Genomic DNA, 19,142 nt, shown 5'->3' with positions numbered 1-19,142 from the left:
GGCATGGACCTCTTGGAGGCGTACCGCCGGAGCCTGGCCGAATTCATCGACCGGGTGGATCGGCAGCAGCCACCGGCCCGGCCATGCCTGGAGACGGGCGAGGACCGGGCTGAACCAGATCGCGGCGGCCAGGCAGCCCACCCCGAGCACCCCGACCCAGAGCGCGTCGGACAGGCCATCGATGCGCCACCAGACGATCCCCGGCGCGGCGTCGGGGGGGACCAGCCGGTACCACAGCGGGAAGGTGCCGTCCTGCACCGCATAGAGCGGCAGCGCGATGCCGACCAGCCCGGTCACCAAGCCGACGAGCGAGTACAGCGCGACCCAGCCCAGCTCGCGGCGTACGAAGGGATCGCGCGTCGCCGTTCGCAACCCGGCCGGCACCGGCCCCGGTGTGGGGATCGGCTCGCCCCGGCGGGACAGCCGGGCCCGCTCGCGGTCGCTCACCCAGCGCACCGCCCGCAACGCACCCGGTGCCGCCAGCAGCCCCACCCCGCCCAGGCAGGTCACCGCCACGATCGCCGCCCAGAGCAGCGCGCCCAGCGCCAGCGTGGCGGTGCCCAGCCCTCCGACGAGGTGCTCCAAGGCGTCGACCGAGGCGCGAACCTGGCCCCGCACGTACGCCATCGACCCACCTCCACCGCCAACATAGGCCACCGTAGGCCCCGCCCGGCGACGTCGGGGCGGAAGGTACAGCCTGCTGTACCACTGTCGTCGAGCTGGCGGGATCGTCTCCGCCGCGCCGCGTCCCTAGCGTTGACGGCGTCAGGAAACGTTTGCCGAAGGAGGCAGTCATGACCGATCCGTACCGCATCACCGAGACCCCGGTCGCCGCACCGAAAAGGCCGGGTGGCCTGCTGCGTCCGTTGCTGTGGCTGGTGCTCTTCGTCAGCGCGGCGGCCAACGTGGTGCTCTCGACCGCGGCGGACAACCAGTGGGTCAGCTCGGCGTTCGGCCTGGTGGCGGTGCTCTGCGCGGTCGCGCTGATCGTCCACCACCGCCGTAATCGGACGCCGAAGTCGTAGGGGAGCACATCACGACATTCGGGAAATCACAGTGGGCGGTCCAAGCAGCGGATGCTTCGTGCAACGCGTCGAGGGCGGCAGTGATCGCCGGCCGGTCGCTGGTGCTCGCCCGCCAGACGGCCATGATCTGCCGGGAGCTGGTTGGCCGCAGCGGCAGTGCCACGACCTCCGACGGCAGGCGCCCACGGCCCAGCCGGGGCAGCAAAGCGACGCCCAGCCCGGCGGCCACCAACGACACCTGGGACTGGTACTCGTCCACCTGGCAGGCGATGTCGGGCTGCCGGCCCCGCTCGGCGAAAGTTCGCAGCAGCCACGCGTGGCACATCGATCCGGACCGCTGGCTGATCCACCGCTCGGCGACCAGGTCATCGGCGGAAACCTCGTCCCGGCCCGCCAGTGGATGCCCGGCCGGCAGGAGCACGTCGGCCACGTCGTCGCCCAACGGGGTGCACCGCAAGCCGTCCGGGAGGACCAGCGGGGTGTTGTGCCAGTCGTGCACGACGGCGACGTCGACCTCTCCCTCGGCCACCAGGTCGACGCCGCGGAGCGGGTCCACCTCCGACACTCGGAGGTCCAGGCCGGGGTGCCGGCGGGTCAACTGCACCAGCACGTCCGGCAGGAGTCCTCGGCAGGCCGTCGGGAAGGCGGCGAGCGTGAGGCGGCCGGTCGGCGTTCCGTGCTGCAGTTTCAGTCGGGTCTCCGCCCGCTCCAGGGCCACCAGCACCTCTCCCGCCGTCTGCGCGAGGATCTGCCCAGCGGGGGTAAGCGCCACCCGGCGTCCCGCACGGTCGAGAAGGGGGGCGCCGGCCTCCCGCTCCAGCTTGGCGATCTGCTGTGACACGGCGGACGGCGTGTAGCCGAGCGCCGATGCGGCCCCGCTGATGGAACCGAAGGCCGCCACGGCGTGCAGCGCACGCAGCCGGCCCAGATCGTGTAATGAAGCCATGCTAACGAACTCCCATTAGAAAGTGTCAGCCTTTGGGTCCTTGGCGGCGACGCCTGATGAGACATCATGGGTCGGGTCCGGTGGCGCGTGCCGGGTAGGAGAATGTGCGGTGAGGAGATCGCGATGAAGCCGACTCATGTCGGGCTGGTCGTTTTCGTCGCGGCGGTCTGGGGCGTGAATTTCGTTGTCATCGATGTGGGCCTGAAAGAGTTTCCGCCGCTGTTCTTCTCCGCTCTGCGCTTTATCCTCGCCGCGATACCGGCGGTCTTATTCGTCGGTTCGCCACGGGTCGCCTGGCGGTGGGTTCTCATCGTCGGAACAGTTCTCGGCGTGCTGAAGTTCAGTTTCCTCTTCATCGGGATGCACGTCGGCATGCCAGCCGGACTTGCTTCCCTGGTGTTGCAGAGTCAGGCGGCGTTCACCATTGTTCTCGCCACTTTGCTGCTGCGCGAGCGGCCCAGGGTGGTGCAGTTGGCCGGCCTGGGCGTCGCCATGGCCGGGATCGTCCTGGTGGGCACGCGGCTCGGTGGGACGACGCCGGTCGTCGGGTTCCTGTTGGTGCTGGCCGCTGCCGCTTGCTGGGGACTGGCGAACATCGCGACCCGCAAGGCCAACCCGCCGGACATGTTCCGGTTCATGGTCTGGGTGAGCGTGGTTCCTCCCCTTCCATTGCTGATCCTTTCGGGCGTCTTCGAGGGCGTTCAGGAAGACCTCGCCGCGCTGCGCTCGCTGTCGGTGTCCGGTGTGGTCGCCGCCGTGTACGTGGCCTGGGTGGCGACGCTGCTAGGTTACGCGATCTGGGGATACCTGATCCGCATCCACGGAGCCACCGCGGTGGCCCCCTACGCGTTGCTGATACCGGTGTTCGGTCTGGGTGCCGCAGCCGTCTTCCAGGGTGAGCCCCTTACCGCCGTCACGATCCTGGCCAGCGTGCTGGTCATCTCCGGGGTCGCGGTCGGTGCGGTGCGCCTACCGCGGCCGTCGTCGTCCCAAGCCACCGTGTCGGTCCGCGGGACCGACGACGCCATTCCGGTCCTGACGGCGCGGCGTCTGCCGTAGGCCGCCCTCGGCCGCCTGCCCTGCGGGGTGGCCCCCGCAAGGCGCTGACGCCGGTGCTGCGCCCCTCCGGCCGGTGATCGGGGATCGGTAGTCGGCACCTCCCTCGTCGCGGTCAGGTCAGAGACGGGTACCGCCGCACTCGATCGATACCCGCCTACCGACCGAGCTGCGTACATCGACCGGACCCGCTCTGGCGGGGTCACGCGGAGTTGCGCCACTTGCGGCCGTGCCGGCCGATGAGCCGGTCGGCGTCGGTCGGCCCCCAGGAGGCGGCCTCGTAGGTGGGGATCGGCGAGTTGTCCTTCTCCCAGTGGTCGATGATCGGGTCGACGATCCGCCAGCACTGCTGCACCTCGTCGCTGCGGATGAAGAGCGACGCGTCGCCGATCAGCGCGTCCAGGAGCAGACGCTCGTATGCCTCCGGGGACTCCTCGACGAACGTCTGGTCGTAGGAGAACTCCATGGTGGCGGTGCGGACCCGGAAGGAGTGCCCCGGCACCTTGGCGCCGAAGCGCAGCGAGATGCCCTCGTTCGGCTGGATCCGCAGGATCAGCGCGTCAGCATCGAGGCCGGTGAGCTGATCGGTCGGGATCGGCAGGTGCGGCGGCCGCTGGAACTGCAGTGCCACCTCGGTGAGCCGGGCCGGCAGGCGCTTGCCGGTGCGTACGTAGAACGGCACCCCGGCCCAGCGCCAGTTGTCCACGTTCAGTCGCATAGCGGCGTAGGTCTCGGTCCGCGACAGAGGGTCGACGCCGGTCTCCTCGCGGTAGCCGGCCATCAGCTCCTCGCGGGTGCCGCCCCGGGTGTACTGTCCCCGGACCGCGGCCTCGGCGATGTCCCGGTCGGTGGGGAGCCGGATCGCCTGCAGCAACTTCACCTTCTCGTTGCGCAGGCCCTCAGCCTCGAATGAGGCCGGCGGCTCCATCAGCGCCAGCGCGAGGACCTGGAGCACGTGGTTCTGCACGATGTCCCGCATCGCGCCGGCGTCCTCGTAGAAGCCGCCGCGGCTGCCGACGCCGAGGGTCTCGGCGACGGTGATCTGCACGTGGTCGACCCAGGAGCGATCCCAAATGGGCTGAAAGATCGAGTTCGCGAAGCGCAGCGCCAGCACGTTCTGGACGGTGTCCTTGCCCAGATAGTGATCGATACGAAAGACCTGGTGCTCGTCGAACGCGCTGTGCACGACGCCGTCGAGCTCGCGGGCGGTGGCCAGGTCGCGTCCGTACGGCTTCTCGATGACCAGGCGGGAGAAGGAGCCTTCGCGTGGCTGGTTGAGCCCGACACCGGCCAGTCCGTTGATCACCGGCTCGAAGGCCCCGGCGGGGGTGGACAGGTAGAAGAGCCGGTTGCCGGACGTGCCCCGCTGTGCGTCCAGCTCGTCGAGGGTCTCCACGAGCCGCTTGTACGTCTCCGGGTCGTCGTACCCGCCGGCCACGTACCGCACGCCGCTCTGGAGCTGGCGCTTGCTGGCGAGGGTGCGTGCACCGAGGGCGCTCTCGGCGAACTGCTCGTCGGTCATCGACGTACGCGCGACGCCGACCAGCGCGAACTGGTCCGGGAGCCGCTCGTGCCGAGCCAGGCTCTCGATTGCGGGCAGCAGCTTACGCCGGGTCAGGTCACCGGAGGCACCGAAGATCACCAGCGTGGCCGGCGGGGCACTCCGCTCCTGGATGAGCTGAGAAGCGTGGTCCATGGTCTGCGTTCCTCCGGGCACAAGGGGTGTGGGATTGGGGGCGGGCTGTCCTGCCAGGACTTGTGCGGCGATGGCGGTGTCCGGGGGCCACATCGGCGTGGCTCGTTGGTCGTGGAGCTTGAGCCTCGCATGCCGGGCTGACGGGTAGCCCTCTCGGTGTCGGGATGCGGTGCGGTCTGCCGGCGTACGAGATGGTGGTACGAATGATCGTCGCCAGGTAGCGCGCGGAGGTCAACCGGCAGCCGCCGGCGGCGCCGCCGGGGACCGCCAGGGTGCGGCTACGGCGTCGCGCTGGTCCGGTGGTGGTGATTCATCCTGATGTCAGCGGGTGGGACCTCGTCGAGGACGGCTGGTCGTCGCCCAGTACGCGGAACGGTCGTTCTTACGGCTTCGTTACGGGCGGCGATCTGGGTGCACGCAATCCATTGATGAGCGCCACGCTGAAGGTCGTCCACCAATCCAGGAGGGGACCATTATGCGATCACTGGCACGGCGCGGGCTATCGGCGGCGACGCTCGCCGCGGTGGCGGCAAGCGTGTTGCTCCTGCCGGCAACGTCAGGCGTGGCCGCCATCCCGTCGGTGTGGAAGGCGACGGTGCCTCCGCTGATCCAGGACAGCCGGTTGACCGACGTGGTCGCCACCGGCCCGAACGATGCCTGGTCGGTCGGATATCAGGCATCGACCTACACCGGATACTCGATCGACGAGCCCTACGCGCTGCTGCGGTGGAACGGGCGGACGTGGACGGAACAGCGGCTGCCGCACGAGGCGTTCCTGCTGTACAGGGCGGCTGCCGTGAGCGAGGGGGACGTCTGGACGGTGGGCCTCGGAGTCCACGGCGAGCCGTACGCCGGACATTTCAACGGCCAGACCTGGACGGGACACACGCCGTTGGGCACCTCTACAGGGCCTTCCACGCTGCTGGACGTGGCGGCCACCGGCGGTGGGCGGGCGGTGTTCGTCGGCCACGACGGCTCCGGGCCGCTCGTCCTCGAAGGCGACACCGGTCAGTTCAACCGGGTGGCGGTGCCGGGGACGGAGCAGCACAACGGTGTCCTGCGGGCGGTTTCCAGCACTCAGGACGGCAGCCTGTTCGCCGCCGGCGATCGCTACCTCGCCGACGCCCCCTACCCGCAGCCCATGATCGTGCAGCGCATCGGCGGTGCGTGGCAGGTGGCGGCACTGCCGTCGACTCCGAGCACCCAACTGACGGGTGTGTGGGCCCGCTCGTCGACCGACGTCTGGGCCGTCGGCACGCAGGACTACGACACCGCTCCCAAGCCCGTCATCCTGCACTGGGACGGTCGAACGTGGCAGCGGTTGGCCGGACCGGCGCCTGCTGGCCGGGCGTACGCCGTTGCCGGTGATGCGAACGGCAATGTTTGGATCAGTGGCACGAATCCCATCCCTCCGTACATCGAGTACCCGGGCACGCTGTTGCTGCGCTACACCGGCGGCCGGTGGAGTGTGGAGTACGGGCCGAAGGTCGGCGGCGGTGACCCGCACCTTGATGCCCTGGCGAACGTCCCGGGCAGCTCGTCCTTCTGGGGTAGCGGCGCCGCCTCGCGCAACGGCCTCGGCATCGCCGGCGTCATCGAACGGACCAGGTGACCGAGAACCCACAAGCAGCGGTACGGAGTGTGTCAAGGGCGCTGCATGTCGGCACGCCTACGGCCCGTCCCTGACTCCGGCCCGGCAGCGCAGTCCTAGGCATGTACGAGGGGGATTGAGGCGGCCTGGAGTCGGTCACTCTCTGCTCGGAGTCAGGGCGTGTCGGGTCCGGTCCCCGGTCCAGGCCGCTTCGAGGATCGCGGTCAGGCTGGCGGTGTCGCTCGGGCCCGGGTGGTTCTGGATCAGGCGGGTGACACCACTGGCCATCTCCGCGAAGCGCGGGAGGTCGGCGCGTGCCACGCCGATGTCCGCCAAGGTGGCAGGGATACCGATGTCGGCAAGGAGCCCGTCGAGCCAGGTGAGGAACGTGTCTGCGGCCTCGGCGTCGGAGGCGTCGGTGACGTCGAGCCCGCACACCCGGGCGAGGATGGCCAACCGGTCTGTGATGGCATCCCTGGCCGCGTCCAGCGCGTAGGGCAGTAGCAGTCCGACGCCCAGGCCGTGCGGCGTGTGCGTGGCTGCGCCGATGGGGTACTGGAGAGCGTGCGGGGCCGCGTTGCCCGCGTGGGAAAAGGCGATCCCGGCGAGCATCGATCCATAGGACATGTCCGCGCGCGCGGCCGTGTCGCTTCCGTCCCTGACCACACGGCGCAAGCTACGGGCGATGCGTTCCGCGGCGCGGAGCGCGTAGTGGTCGGTGATCGGGTTGCGGCCGAGGAACACCTGCTCCACCGGGTCGCGCGGTCCGTGGGCCCGAGGCCGGGCCGTATAGCTCTCCACGGCGTGACAGAACGCGTCGATACCGGAGTGGGCGGTGACGGTCGCCGGGCAGGTGTAGGTGAGTTCGGGGTCGACGATGGCGAAGTCGGGGACGATGTGGACGCTGGAAACCCCCACCTTCAGCTCGCGGTCCGGGTCGGTCAACACCGAGACGGGTGTGAGCTCGGAGCCGGTGCCGGACGTCGTGGGGACCGCGACGAGAGGGATCGTCGGCCCCGGCACCCTCGACTCGCCGTAGAAGTCACGCGGCGTCCCACCGTGGCGCCGGATGACGCCGACGATCTTGGCGAGGTCGATCACCGTGCCGCCCCCGATGGCGAGGATCACGTCGGCGTTCACCTCGGCTGCGGCCGAGACGGCCAGGGCGACATCGGAGAGAGGCACGTCCGAGGTCGCGTCGGAGAACACCTCGACGGCCTCGACCTTTTCCCGTACGGCGGCCACGATCTCGGCCACGCCTGGCTGCCCCAGGAGAACCTGGTCGGTCACGATGAGGACTCGCGAGCCACTCTCGGCCACCACTCGGGGGATGTTCTGCGCGACCCCTTCGCCCACTATCAGCTGGCGTGGTCCGCGGACGGTCTCAAGCATGGCGGTGCCTCTCCGGAGCGTCGGCGGCGATGTGCTGGGTGGACGTCCAGGTCACCTGCGGGACCGGGACGGCGTCGGCGAGGTTGGCCGCCCGGGTGGCGCAGACGCGCGCGGCGGGCGCCCGGGGCAGCAGGCCGGTCACGGTAGGTCGATCGCCACGTAGGTGAGGTCGAGGTACTCGAGGACGCCCTCGTGCGACCCCTCCTTGCCGATCCCGGACTGCTTCACGCCGCCGAACGGAGCTGACGGATCCGATATCAGACCACGGTTGATGCCGAGCATCCCCGTGTCCAGCCCTTCGGCGAACCGGAGCGCCCGCTGGAGGTCACGGGTGAAGACGTATCCGGCCAGGCCGTGCTCGGTGTCGTTGGCCTTCGCCATCACCTCGTCGTCGGACGTGAACGAGATGATCGGCGCCACCGGCCCGAAGATCTCCTCCTGCAGCATTCGTGCATCCTCGGGCACGTCAACGAGGACCGTGGGCGGGTAGAAGTGGCCCGACCCATCGGGTCGCTCGCCGCCCACCAGGACCCGGGCGCCGCGATCGACCGCATCGGCGACGAGCCCGTCGATCGTGGTGACCGAGGCCTCGTCGATCAACGCCCCGACGTTCACGCCGTCGTCGAGACCATGGCCCACCGAGAGAGCGCCCATCCGCTCGGCGAAGCGCGCCGTGAACTCCTCGCGCACCGGCTCCTCGACGTAGATCCGGTTGGCCGCGATGCAGGACTCCCCGATGTTGCGCATCTTGGCCACCATGGCACCGTCGAGCGCGACGTCCAGGTCAGCGTCGGCGCACACGATCAGGGCGGCGTTGCCGCCCAGTTCCATGGAGGTGCGCAGCACATTGTCCGAGGCCTGTCGTAGCAGGACCCGCCCGACCTCGGTCGACCCGGTGAAGGACAGCTTGCGGGTCCGACTGTCGGCCAGCAGTGCGGAGACCACCGCGCCGGAACGCTTGGTGGTCACCACGTTGACGACGCCCGGGGGAACGCCGACCTCCTCCATGATGCGGGCCAGGAGCAGCATGGTGAGCGGCGTCTGACCTGCTGGCTTGGTGATCGTCGTGCAGCCGGCAGCCAGCGCAGGAGCGATCTTGCGGGCACCCATGGCCAACGGAAAGTTCCAGGGCGTCACGAAGACGCACGGTCCGACCGGCTTCGGCACGGTGAGGATGCGGTATCCACCTGCGGGAGCGATGCTGTAGCGCCCTTCGACGCGCACCGCCTCCTCGGCGAACCAACGGAAGAACTCGGCACCGTAGGCCACCTCTCCCCGAGCCTCGGCGAGCGGCTTTCCCATCTCCAGCGTGATCAGCCGGGCGATCTCCTCGGATCGCTCGGTCAGTGCCCGGTACGTCGCGGTCAGCAACTCTGACCGTCTCCGTGGCGGAGTGGCCGCCCACTCCGCCATTGCCCTGCTCGCCGCGTCCAGGGCGGCGAGCCCGTCGACGACGTCAGCGTCCGCCACCTCGGCGATGGTCTTGCCGGTGGCCGGGTCCTCGACGGCAAAGGTGGCTCCGCTTGCGGCGTCGCGCCACGCGTCGCCGATCCGGAGCCGCCGATGCTCGGGGGCCAGCACGTTCATCGGGTCACTCATCGCGTAGCCTCCTGTGATCTTCCTCGTGATGTCCGGCGTGCCTCAGCGGTCGCGCTGTGCGTATTGACGGACGGGTCACACGCCCTCGTCGCGGGTGAGGCGGGGCTCGACTGCCACGTACGGGCGCATGTCGCCGTCGCCGCCCGGAGCCGTTACCGCCCAGCCTCGGACAGCGACACCCCGGTGCCCGCGTCGAACAGGTGCGCACGGTCCAGGTCGACGGTGACTTGCACCCGTTCGCCCGGCGTACCCGTGACTGTGGGTCGGGCCTTGACCTTGAGGATCTCCGTTCCGACCCGGACGTCGACCACCGTCCGGTCACCGAGCGGCTCAAGCCCGTAGAGCTCGCCCGACAACGACGCGTTCCCACGCTGCTCGACCGACAGGTCCTCCGACCGCAGGCCCAGCATCAGCTCACGACCGTCCTCAGCCGTGGTCCAGCGGGGCCGCGGCAGCGTCCAGCCTTCGGCACCGACCAGACGATCCCCCTCGGCACGGCAGGCGAGCAGGCTGATCGGCGGGCTCCCGACGAATCCCGCGACCCACTGGTTGGCTGGGCGCTCGTACACCTCGGTCGGTGATCCGACCTGTTGCACAGTCCCCTCCTTCAGGACCGCGACCTGGTCGGCCATGGACAGAGCCTCGACCTGGTCGTTGGTCACATAGACGAAGGTCGCTCCAAGGCTGCGGTGGATGCGGGTGAGCTCGGTGCGCATCTCGACGCGGAGCTTGAGGTCGAGATTCGTCAGCGGCTCGTCCATGAGGAACGCGCGCGGACGACGGACCAGCGCCCGAGCCAGGGCGACGCGCTGCATCTCACCACCCGACAACTGCGCCGGACGACGCTGCAGCAACCGCTCGATGTGCAGCAGGTTCGACATCTGCTCGACGGCAGCGGCGATCTCGCTCGACGAACAGCGACGTGCCCGCAGCGGCGAAGCGATGTTCTCGTACACCGTGTGTCGCGGGTAGAGGGCGTAACTCTGGAAGACCATGGCCAGGTCGCGTGCGGCCGGGGTGTCACCGGTCGCGTCCCTGCCGTCCAGATGCACCGACCCGGCGTCAAGCTTGTCAAGGCCGGCGATCGCTCGCAGGGTCGTCGTCTTGCCTGCCCCGGAGGGCCCCAGCACGACGAAGAACGAGCCGTCCGGCACGTCCAGCGTCACCCCGTCGAGGGCCTGGACTTTTCCGAAGGACTTGCGCAGCCCGTACGCTGCCACGGTTCCCATCAGGCCACCAGCTCTTCCGTGCTCACGTCGTAGACCGCCGGGGTGCCGCCGGTGTGCCGCAACCCGACGGTTGCGTCAGCGGCGAAACGGACGGTCGGTGGCATCCGAACCCGTACGTCGCGCTGGCCGCCGTGGTCGACCACGTAGATGATTTCGTCGCCCAGCCACTCCGCCGAGACCACGCGGGCCGGGACCGAGCGATCCGCCCCTGGTTCGGTGACTTCCAGCGCCTCCGGCCGGACGCCCGCGATCAGGCGACGGTCGCGCGGCAGGCCCGGCGGTGGCGTGAGGACCAGTCCGCCCTGACCGCGCAGCTTCCCGTCGGTCACCTCCACCTCGATGAGGTTCATCGGCGGGGAGCCGATGAATGCGGCGCAGAAGAGACTCGCCGGGCGGTCGTAGACCTCCAGCGGCGTGCCGATCTGCTCGACGCGGCCCTTGTTGAGGATGGCGATCCGGTGACCGAGCGACATCGCCTCGACCTGGTCGTGGGTGACGTAGACCATCGTGGCGCCCAGTTCGCCCTGCAGGTGCTTGATCTCCGTGCGCATGTCCGCCCTCAGCTCCGCGTCCAGGTTGGTGAGAGGTTCGTCCATGAGGAACGCGCGCGGTCGCCGTACCAGGGCGCGAGCGAGCGCGACGCGCTGCTGCTCACCACCGGACAGCTGGCGGGGTCGCCGGTCCAGGAGTGGACCGAGCTGCATCAGCCGGGCGGCCTCGTTGACCCGCTCGTGCACCTCCTGCTTGGGCAGTCCCTCGGCCCGCAGCGGGAACGCCAGGTTGTCGCGGGTCTTCAGGTGCGGGTAGAGGGCGTAGAACTGGAACACCATGGCGATGTCGCGCTCGGCGGGCGGCAGGTCGTTGACCAGCGTGTCGCCGATGCGGATGTCACCCGTCGTCTGCCTCTCCAGGCCGGCTATGGCCCGCAGCGTGGTCGTCTTGCCGCAACCCGAAGGGCCGAGCATCACGAACAGCTCGCCGTGGCCGATGGACAGGTCCACGTGTTCGACTGCGACCGTCCCGTCCGGGTAGCGCTTGTGCAGCGCGGTCACCTCGATGCCCGCCATCAGCGTCGCACCGCCCCGAGCGTCACGCCGGCGATGAGGTGCTTGCGCACCAGGTACGCGAAGACGAGCACCGGTAGGGCGAACACCACGGAGGCGGCGGCCACGAGGCCCCAGTCCGTAGTGGTGCCGCCGATCAGGCCGGCGATGGCGGGTGGGGCCGTCCGGACGTCGTCGCTGGAGGTGAGGAAGGTGGCGAACACGAACTCGTTCCACGAGAAGATGAGCGCGAAGACCGCCGTCGCGGCGATGCCGGGCACGAGCAGGGGAAGGGTGAAGCGCCGGAACGCCTGCAGCCGGGTGTAGCCGTCGAGCATGGCGGCATCCTCGTACTCCGCGGGCACCTCGTCGACGAACCCCTTCATCATCCAGATCGTGAACGGGACGTTGAACGCGGTGTAGATGAGGATCAAGCCGAGCTTGTTGTCGATGAGTCCGACCTGGCGGTACATGAGGAAGATCGGGATCACGACCACCACGGGCGGCATGAAGCGCGTGGACAGGATGAAGAACAGTTGGTCCTTCTTGGCCTTCACGGCGAATCGTGAGTAGGCCCAGGCCGCCGGGACGCCCAGCACGGTGGCCAGCACCGTGGAGGCTCCGGCCACCACGACCGAGTTGAGGAACGAGACGGACAGGGCCGAGCGACCGCCGCCGGGGGAGACGAACACGTCTTTGTAATGACTCAGAGTGATCTTGAAGTCGAAGAACTTGGCCGGGATGGCGTAGACGTCCCGGTTCTCCTTGATGGACGTCTCGATCATCCACAGCACCGGAAAGAGCATCACGACGGCCAGCGCGGTCAGCAGCGCGACCTCCAGCACGGAGCGGCCTCGGCTGCCGAGGCGGCGCGCGGGGGGCGTGTGATCCCGGGCAGGACCCGTGGCCACTGCCTCGTCGACGGAGACGGCCATCAGCCCTCCTTGAGCTTGTTCAAATAGCGCAGGTAGAACTGCGTGAGGACGATGACGACGAGGACCATGAGGATTCCGTACGCCGAAGCGGTTCCGGTGTTGAAGCCCAGGAACGCGACCTTGTAGATGTGGAACGACAACGTCTCGGTAGAGACGCCCGGGCCGCCGTTGGTGAGGATGTAGACGAGGTCGAACAGGCGGAATGCCTCGATGGCCCTGAACATCACGGCGATGAGGAGCAGCGGCCACACCAGCGGAAGCGTGATGGTGCGGAACCGGAACCATTCCGACGCCCGGTCGATCGAGGCGGCCTCATAGAGGTACTTGGGAACCGCGGTGAGGCCCGCGAGCGCGATGAGCATGATGAACGGCGTCCATTGCCAGGTGTCGACCACGATCAGGGACAGCAGTGCCGTTCGCTGGCGGGTGAGCCACTCCACCTGCCCCAGACCGAGCGAGCCGAGCATGCTGTTGACCACGCCGAACTGCGCGTCGAGCATGAATCGCCAGAACAGCCCGACCACGACCGGCGAGAGCATCATCGGCACCAGGAACAGGGTGGTCAGCACTCCTCGCCCATGCGTGCGCCGTGAGATCAGGTAGGCGATGCCGAATCCGAGCACGGTCTGCAGGCCGACCGCGCCGACCACGTAGATCAACGTTGTCAGGGCCCTCGTGTGGACCTGCGCCGACGTCAGGATGGCGGTGTAGTTCCCGAATCCGATGAAATCGGCCGGCCCCCCGCGGGTGGCGGAGTAGTCGGTGAAAGACAGGTACAACGCCCACAGCAACGGGAACACCGACATGGCGAGCAGCAGCAGCATCGCGGGGGAGATGAAGGCAACGGCGAGCCCGCGGTCGCTCAGCCGAGGGGCCCGACCCCGGGCAGGTGGCCTCGCGGATGCCACCTGCCCAGGATCGTCGGTCGCCAGAGGGGCGGGGTCACTCACAGTCCGCCGCCACCCTTGCGGTTGCCGGAGTCGAGCACGCCCTGCTGCTCCTTGGCGATGTCGTCGAGCGCATCCTTGGGCTTCTTCGCGCCGTTGAGGGCCGCATTCACGTTGGTGTTCTCGATGTCGACGAGGCGCGCGTACTCGGGCACGTTCCACATGTCCCGCATCCGCGGCACCGAGTCGGCGTACACCTTGTTGAACGGCCCGGCGTTGAGGAACTCGGGTGACTGGATTGCGTCCGTACGTGACGGCACGCCACCAGCCGCGGCCCACTTCTTCTGGATGTCAGCCCGCTCGAACCACTCCATGAAGTTCAGGGCCTCGGCCTGGTTGTCCTTGCCGGAGTAGGCCGACACGTGCATCCCCATGCCCCCGAGGGGAACCAGGTTCGTCTTCTGGCTCGGCAGGGTGGCAAAACCCAACTTGTCGAGAATCTTCTCCCGGCTGGTACCGAGCGTCGACTGCTTCGGATCGAGCAGGCCGCCACTCGCGGCGATCCAGTTGAACGCGATGCAGGCCTTGCCCTGGGCGACCGCCGCGTTCACCTCGTCGATGAACCAGTTGCCGGAACCCTTGGCGGTCAGCGGCTTCATCTTGTTGACCAGGACGTCCATCGCCTCCTGGCCCGCAGTGTCGTTGAGGACACCCTCGATCTTGCGTGCCTTGGAGTCCCAGAGGTTGCCGCCGTAGACGCCGTTCACCGTGTTGTAGGTGACGGCCGCGGCGTCGGAGCCGTTGGCCTGGTGGAAAGCCAGCCCGCTGACGCCAGGGTTTTCCGCCTGGCATTTCGCGGCGGCCGCGATCATCTCGTCCCAGGTCTGCGGTGGCTTGTCACCGATCAGGTCCTTGCGGTAGATCATCGTCCAGGTGTCGCCGAGCAGCGGTAGTCCGTACAGGCTGGCGTTCTCGTCGCGCTTGCCGGTCTCCGCCTGGGGGTACTGGCCGTAGGCCGCCAGGAGGTACGGGTCGTACGCGGTGACGTCGATGTTCTTCTTGACGAAGTCGGTGATGTCGAGGATGTTGCCGTTCGTCACGGCCTCGCCGATGTGTTGCGAGTCCAGGATCGCGATGTCGAAGTCGGTCTTTCGCGCCGCGAACTGGGTGAACATGGCGTCGTGCCAGTTCGCGTTCGGCACGGTGTTGACCTTGATGGTCGCGTTCGGCCGTTCCTTCTTGTACTCCGCGTTCGCGAAGGCTTCCAGTGCCTTGGCGGGCGGCCAGTCGAACCAGATGAAGCTGAGCGTCAGCGGATCCTTGGTGAGCTCCGGGATGGTCGCCGGCGCCTTGGGGGCGCTCGCCTTCTCGCCGTCGTCCTTGCCATCGCCGCACGCCGTCGCGGTCGTGGCCACCAGCAGCATGGCCAGGGTCGCCAGCTGCACCTTTCGGCCGGGATCGGACAATCGTCCTGTTCGCTTCAGGTACCGCATCTTATTGCCTGCTTTCTGGGTGGGAACTTCTAAGGCCTCGCTATGTGCTTCGCCGCGCAGTTGCTGGGTTGTTCAGGCGCGTTGCCGGGCTGCCGCGGGGACCGACCCGCGGACCGGTGTCACGAGTACGCCGCGAGTGCCGGGTCTGCCTGCCGTCGGGAGGTCCTTCGGTTCAGCTGCGACCCGGTGACGACCCGAGCGGGACGTCGAGCATGCTCGTGGGAGTTTCAGGTGATCGAAGTGGAGCGGTGGCGGGTGGTGCCGCGATGTACAGGATGGCGGGCGTGCGTCACTTTTCCTATACGATCGCGTGGGGGCGTCAGCATGCCGCAGCGTTGTGACTGATGTCAATAGTTTCGCGAAGGCGCAGGAAGGGACCTCACGTCACGATGGACGACGAAGCGATGACCGCGCGGGGCCGCAGGGCCGTGACGGGTGGAACGCCGGCGGGAAGATCTGGCGGCCGGCTCGCCGACGAGGTGTACGACACGCTGCTCGGACAGCTGATGTCGCTACGGATCGAGCCTGGCTCCCGCGTCACGATCGACGTCCTGGCCCGGGAGCTGGGAGTCTCGCAGACGCCGATCCGAGACGCTCTGAACCGGATGGAGGCCGAGGGTCTGGTCGTGCGGGTGCCCCATGCCGGCTACCGCATTCCTCCCCAGATAACCCGTCACCGGTTCGAGGACATGCTCGAGGTCCGCCTGCTCCTCGAGCCGGCAGCGGCGCGCAGATCCGCCGAACGCGCATCCGCGGAGCAGGTGGCGGGTCTGCGACGGATGCTGGAGGAGATGGCGGAGCTGGAGGGGGGCAGTGGACCCATGGCCTACGGCGCCTTCGGGCTACGCGACGCGGCCTTCCACGATCTCGTCGCCCTGAGCGCGGAGAACCAGGTCATCCGTGAAACGCTCGCTCGCCTGCACAGCCACGTGCATCTTTTCCGGCTTCACCACGACACCCAGGTCACTCACCTGGCCATGGCCGAGCACGAGGACGTCGTGGCCGCGATCGCCGCGCGTGACCCCGACGCGGCCGCCTACGCGATGCGTCGGCACATCCTGCGATCCGGTGAGCGTTTCCGACGATTGTTCAACGAGATCGAGCACGCGGACGGAATGACGGTAGAGGCTTGACGGGCGCGCTGGGCCCAGGAATGCTGACTCAATCCTGATCGGATCGGATTGGATCCACCTCACCCGTCCCTAGATGCGAGGAGAAGTAGGTGCCCAGAGCGCTGCTCCTGACCGGCGACGCCGCCGAGGAGCTCGACACCATGTATCCCTACTACCGCGTGCAGGAGGGCGGCTGGGACGTCGACGTCTCGTCACGGACGATGCGCGACGTGCAACTGGTCATCCACGAGTTCGACCCCAACTCCGACGCCTATGTCGAGAAGAACGGCCGCAAGCTGCCGGTCGACGTGCCCTGGGCCGACGTCGACGTCGAGCGCTATGACGCCCTCATCATCCCCGGGGGACGAGCCCCCGAGTGGATCCGGGTCGACGCCGACGTCAGGCGCATCACCGAGCACTTCTTCGCGCGCAACCTTCCCATCGCGCTGGTGTGCCACGGCGCGCAGGTACCAGCGGTGTACGGGCTGCTGCAGGGTCGAAAGACAGCATGTTTTCCCCCCATCACCGGTGACATGGAGAACGCGGGCGCGACGGTCATCGACGCTCCCGACGTCGTGGACGGCAACCTCGTCTCCTGCCGCGGGTGGCCCGACATGCCGCAGTTCGGCAGGGCGATGATGGAGCTCTTCTCGAAGTCCGTCGACCCCGCGTCGGCATGAGCACATCCGACCTGCCCTGGTGACCGCACTTCGGACCGTCACAGTCGACGGTTCCCCCGTCCACGTCCTGGACAGCGGCACGGGGCCCGCGGTGTTGATGCTGCACGGCTCCGGACCCGGCACGACCGGGTCCGGCGCCTGGGCAACGACGGCGCAGGCGCTGGGCACGTCCTGGCACGTGATAGCTCCTGACCAGGCGGGGTTCGGCCGCACACCCCTCCCGGCAGGCTCCAGGGGTGGGCTCCGGCTGTGGACGGAACAGGCCGCAAGCCTGATGGATGCCCTCGGTATCGCGCACTACGCCGTGGTGGGTCACTCCATGGGCGGTGCCGTGGCGCTGGCGTTGGCGGCCGCGCGCCCCCAGCAGGTCACCCGTGTCGTGGCGGTCTCGACGATGGGCGCACCCGGGGCCCCGCTCTCCGCCGACCTCGACGCGGTCTGGGAAGCCCCCGCCAGCCCGTCCGGCGCACGAGACATGCTCAGTCGCCTCGTCCTCGACCAGGCGCTCGTGACCGATTCGGCCGTCGCCGCCCGCGAATCCGCGATGCGGGCGGGAGCGGCGGCATTCGCGTCGGTGTTCCCTCCACCAAGGGCACGATGGGCCACCGATCTCACTCTTTCGGCGCAGACGCTGGCGGCGGTGCGCGCGCCCGTGTTGCTCGTTCACGGCGTCGAGGACCGGGTCACGCCGCTCGCGACGGCAGCCCAGCCCCTGCTCGAACACCTGGCTGACGTCCGTCTGCACGTGTTCGGTCGATGCGGGCACGTGCCGGCGATCGAGCACCCGCGGGAGTTCAGACAACTACTGTCGTGCTTCCTCGACCCGGACCGAGGTCACTGACCGCGCTGCGGCACTCCGCACGACGTCAGGGCCGGATGCTGGTGAGCGCCCGGGGCTCACAGCAGTTCATGCGGGTGAACCCGTGCCCCGCCGACCTGGGTCGACGGGGCACGGTTGGCGCAGGAGACAGATCAGGCGACGAAGCGGGTCCTGCGGCGGCGGGCCACCACGAAGCCCGCAGCGCCGGCGGCGAGCAGTAGGCCGCCGATGCCGGCAATCAGGCCGGCCTTGGCACCGGTGATCGGCAGCGAGCCATCGGTGCCCCCGCCTTCCTGGCCGTCATCCCCACCGGGGCTCTCGCTCCCGCCGTCAGCGCTCGCGATGATGGTGATCTTCGCGCTGTCGTTGGCGGGGTTGAGATCCACGCCTGTGTCGAACGTCAGCCGCACCTCTGTGGCCCGGGTGCCTGCCTCGTCGAGGCGCAACTCGAACTCGTACTCCATCTTTTCGCCCTTGGCCAGGCGTTTGAGCTCGGCACAGCGGTACTCCTTGCCGCCGGGCTTTCCAGGCACCCAGAAGCCAGGGCTTGCGCACGTCATCGGAACGCGTACCGCCGTGACGCCGTCCGGGAGCGACAGCACGGTACGGGCCCGCAGATCCTTGGCTCCGTCAACGTTGACAGCCGCTGGGCCGTTGTTGACGTAGCCGACCTTCAACGGCACCGTGTCGCCGACCTTTCCGGTAGCGGTCGCCGGCGTCCCGAGCGCCGCCACCTCAGCCCCCTGGTCCCCGCTGACGTGGAGTCTCATCACCGTGACGTCATTCTGCTCGTTGACGTCTGTCTGCCGCGACGTGCTCCGCGGGCCGACCGGCTCAAGCCTGAGCTCTCCCTCGGTGCCCTGCTGCCCGAGTCGCGTTGGGTTGAAGGACTGTCGCTCCTCCCAGTCTGCCGGCGTGTACCAGGACACGACGCCGGTGTGACCGTTCGGGGCCGAATCGTCGGTCGGCACTGTGAAACCGAAGCTGGAGTCCAGCCGTGCGGCGCCGCCCGGTGCGATTGTGTTGGGGAACCGGCAGGCGAAGGCATGGCGGAAGGCGTCGGCCGGGCTGTACTCGCAGTTCCGGTACCGCTTCGAAGGGCCGAAACCGTAGCCGCCTTCGAAGGACAGCACCACGCTTTCGACGGCCTTCTCGCCGCGGTTCGCCACTGTCAGCGGGACGTCGAGCGTGTCGCCGAGGGCGGCGTTCAGCTCGAGCCCCTGCTCGACGCCGGCGAGATCCACCCCCTCACCGATGCTGACGCTCGAGTGGTAGGTCGCCGAACCGCCGTCGCTATCGGTGATGGTGAACTTGATGTCGCCCTGCTGGTCGGGCGCCGCGCTCTTCTTCGCCCGCACGACTAGGTCGACCATGGTGATGTACGTGTAATAGTCGTTTTCTTCTGCCACCACCTTGCAGGTGAGGATCGGACCAGAATCGGTGCAGGAGTTAGCATCGCCGCCGTTGATCACATCGGCGAAGCCAGCGACCTTGCTCCGGTCCACCTTGACGGTGTATTCGCCCCACTCCATGGTGCTGATCGTCGCCGACCCCGGGACCGAGGTCCACCCCGGCGCCGTACCCCATCGCGCCCTTCGGAAGGAAACCCCGCATGCTTGCCCCGAACAGCTCCCCGCT

Annotated in this window: 18 protein-coding genes; 6 read left to right on the top strand and 12 right to left on the bottom strand. The window is 68.6% G+C overall.

Annotation, left to right across the window (positions count from 1 at the left end):
• Positions 1–627, bottom strand: a 627-nt coding sequence (locus ABZ749_RS08755) for a sensor domain-containing protein (RefSeq protein ID WP_357224573.1), incomplete at its 3' end; no start/stop codon positions are given.
• Between the two features lie 167 nt (positions 628–794).
• Here ABZ749_RS08755 and ABZ749_RS08750 point away from each other — a divergent pair.
• On the top strand, positions 795–1,025 hold the full coding sequence (locus ABZ749_RS08750) for a hypothetical protein (RefSeq protein ID WP_357224570.1): 231 nt from the start codon (positions 795–797) through the stop codon (positions 1,023–1,025).
• On the opposite strand, the gene ABZ749_RS08745 is transcribed toward ABZ749_RS08750, so the two are convergent.
• Complete coding sequence (locus ABZ749_RS08745; RefSeq protein ID WP_357224566.1) at positions 940–1,971, bottom strand: LysR family transcriptional regulator; 1,032 nt, start codon at positions 1,969–1,971, stop codon at positions 940–942. The two genes, ABZ749_RS08750 and ABZ749_RS08745, sit on opposite strands and share 86 nt — an antisense overlap.
• A 123-nt stretch (positions 1,972–2,094) precedes the next feature.
• On the opposite strand from ABZ749_RS08745, the gene ABZ749_RS08740 reads away from it, so the two are divergent.
• The gene (locus ABZ749_RS08740) at positions 2,095–3,030 is read left to right on the top strand and encodes an EamA family transporter (protein WP_357224561.1); all 936 of its coding nucleotides are present in this window, start codon (positions 2,095–2,097) and stop codon (positions 3,028–3,030) included.
• 199 nt (positions 3,031–3,229) lie between these two features.
• Here the strand turns inward: ABZ749_RS08740 and zwf are convergent, their stop codons facing one another.
• On the bottom strand, positions 3,230–4,723 hold the full coding sequence (gene zwf / locus ABZ749_RS08735; RefSeq protein ID WP_357203553.1) for a glucose-6-phosphate dehydrogenase: 1,494 nt from the start codon (positions 4,721–4,723) through the stop codon (positions 3,230–3,232).
• Between the two features lie 523 nt (positions 4,724–5,246).
• On the opposite strand from zwf, the gene ABZ749_RS08730 reads away from it, so the two are divergent.
• Complete coding sequence (locus ABZ749_RS08730; protein WP_357224557.1) at positions 5,247–6,335, top strand: hypothetical protein; 1,089 nt, start codon at positions 5,247–5,249, stop codon at positions 6,333–6,335.
• Between the two features lie 135 nt (positions 6,336–6,470).
• Here the strand turns inward: ABZ749_RS08730 and ABZ749_RS08725 are convergent, their stop codons facing one another.
• The 8 genes from ABZ749_RS08725 to ABZ749_RS08690 all read right to left on the bottom strand — a co-directional run bounded on the left by ABZ749_RS08725 (position 6,471) and on the right by ABZ749_RS08690 (position 14,844).
• A complete protein-coding gene (locus tag ABZ749_RS08725; protein ID WP_357224553.1) occupies positions 6,471–7,706 on the bottom strand; it encodes an iron-containing alcohol dehydrogenase in 1,236 nt (411 codons plus the stop codon).
• Positions 7,699–7,848 (bottom strand): hypothetical protein, encoded by a 150-nt coding sequence (locus tag ABZ749_RS08720; RefSeq protein ID WP_357224548.1) that lies wholly within the window; start codon positions 7,846–7,848, stop codon positions 7,699–7,701. Before ABZ749_RS08720 ends, ABZ749_RS08725 begins: the two co-directional genes overlap by 8 nt.
• Positions 7,845–9,305 (bottom strand): NAD-dependent succinate-semialdehyde dehydrogenase, encoded by a 1,461-nt coding sequence (locus ABZ749_RS08715; protein WP_357224545.1) that lies wholly within the window; start codon positions 9,303–9,305, stop codon positions 7,845–7,847. Before ABZ749_RS08715 ends, ABZ749_RS08720 begins: the two co-directional genes overlap by 4 nt.
• Positions 9,306–9,457: 152 nt before the next feature.
• Positions 9,458–10,534 (bottom strand): ABC transporter ATP-binding protein, encoded by a 1,077-nt coding sequence (locus tag ABZ749_RS08710; RefSeq protein ID WP_357224541.1) that lies wholly within the window; start codon positions 10,532–10,534, stop codon positions 9,458–9,460.
• Entirely contained in the window at positions 10,534–11,601 is a 1,068-nt protein-coding gene (locus ABZ749_RS08705; protein WP_357224537.1) for an ABC transporter ATP-binding protein, read from the bottom strand. The genes ABZ749_RS08710 and ABZ749_RS08705 overlap by 1 nt, the downstream gene beginning before the upstream one ends.
• Positions 11,601–12,512: a carbohydrate ABC transporter permease gene (locus ABZ749_RS08700; protein ID WP_355008524.1), complete on the bottom strand. Its 912-nt coding sequence runs from the start codon at positions 12,510–12,512 to the stop codon at positions 11,601–11,603. The genes ABZ749_RS08705 and ABZ749_RS08700 overlap by 1 nt, the downstream gene beginning before the upstream one ends.
• Entirely contained in the window at positions 12,512–13,336 is an 825-nt protein-coding gene (locus ABZ749_RS08695) for a sugar ABC transporter permease (protein ID WP_355008525.1), read from the bottom strand. The genes ABZ749_RS08700 and ABZ749_RS08695 overlap by 1 nt, the downstream gene beginning before the upstream one ends.
• A gap of 122 nt (positions 13,337–13,458) precedes the next feature.
• A complete protein-coding gene (locus ABZ749_RS08690; RefSeq protein ID WP_357224529.1) occupies positions 13,459–14,844 on the bottom strand; it encodes an extracellular solute-binding protein in 1,386 nt (461 codons plus the stop codon).
• Between the two features lie 437 nt (positions 14,845–15,281).
• Here ABZ749_RS08690 and ABZ749_RS08685 point away from each other — a divergent pair, with 437 nt between their 5' ends.
• The 3 genes from ABZ749_RS08685 (at position 15,282) to ABZ749_RS08675 (ending at position 17,525) form a co-directional block, all read left to right on the top strand.
• Positions 15,282–16,025, top strand: coding sequence for a GntR family transcriptional regulator (locus ABZ749_RS08685; RefSeq protein WP_357224524.1), 744 nt, complete (start codon positions 15,282–15,284; stop codon positions 16,023–16,025).
• Between the two features lie 89 nt (positions 16,026–16,114).
• On the top strand, positions 16,115–16,684 hold the full coding sequence (locus tag ABZ749_RS08680; RefSeq protein WP_357224521.1) for a DJ-1/PfpI family protein: 570 nt from the start codon (positions 16,115–16,117) through the stop codon (positions 16,682–16,684).
• A 97-nt stretch (positions 16,685–16,781) separates the two neighbouring features.
• Positions 16,782–17,525, top strand: a complete 744-nt coding sequence (locus ABZ749_RS08675) for an alpha/beta hydrolase (RefSeq protein WP_357224575.1) — start codon at positions 16,782–16,784, stop codon at positions 17,523–17,525.
• Between the two features lie 131 nt (positions 17,526–17,656).
• Here the strand turns inward: ABZ749_RS08675 and ABZ749_RS08670 are convergent, their stop codons facing one another.
• The gene (locus ABZ749_RS08670) at positions 17,657–19,036 is read right to left on the bottom strand and encodes an LPXTG cell wall anchor domain-containing protein (RefSeq protein ID WP_357224516.1); all 1,380 of its coding nucleotides are present in this window, start codon (positions 19,034–19,036) and stop codon (positions 17,657–17,659) included.
• Positions 19,037–19,142 lie beyond the last annotated feature (106 nt).

It is taken from the genome of Micromonospora sp. NPDC047753, from assembly GCF_040642735.1.
Taxonomy (GTDB): domain Bacteria; phylum Actinomycetota; class Actinomycetes; order Mycobacteriales; family Micromonosporaceae; genus Micromonospora.
The sequence above is the reverse complement of the archived record's forward strand: the minus strand, read 5'-3'. Positions and strand labels throughout refer to the sequence as shown.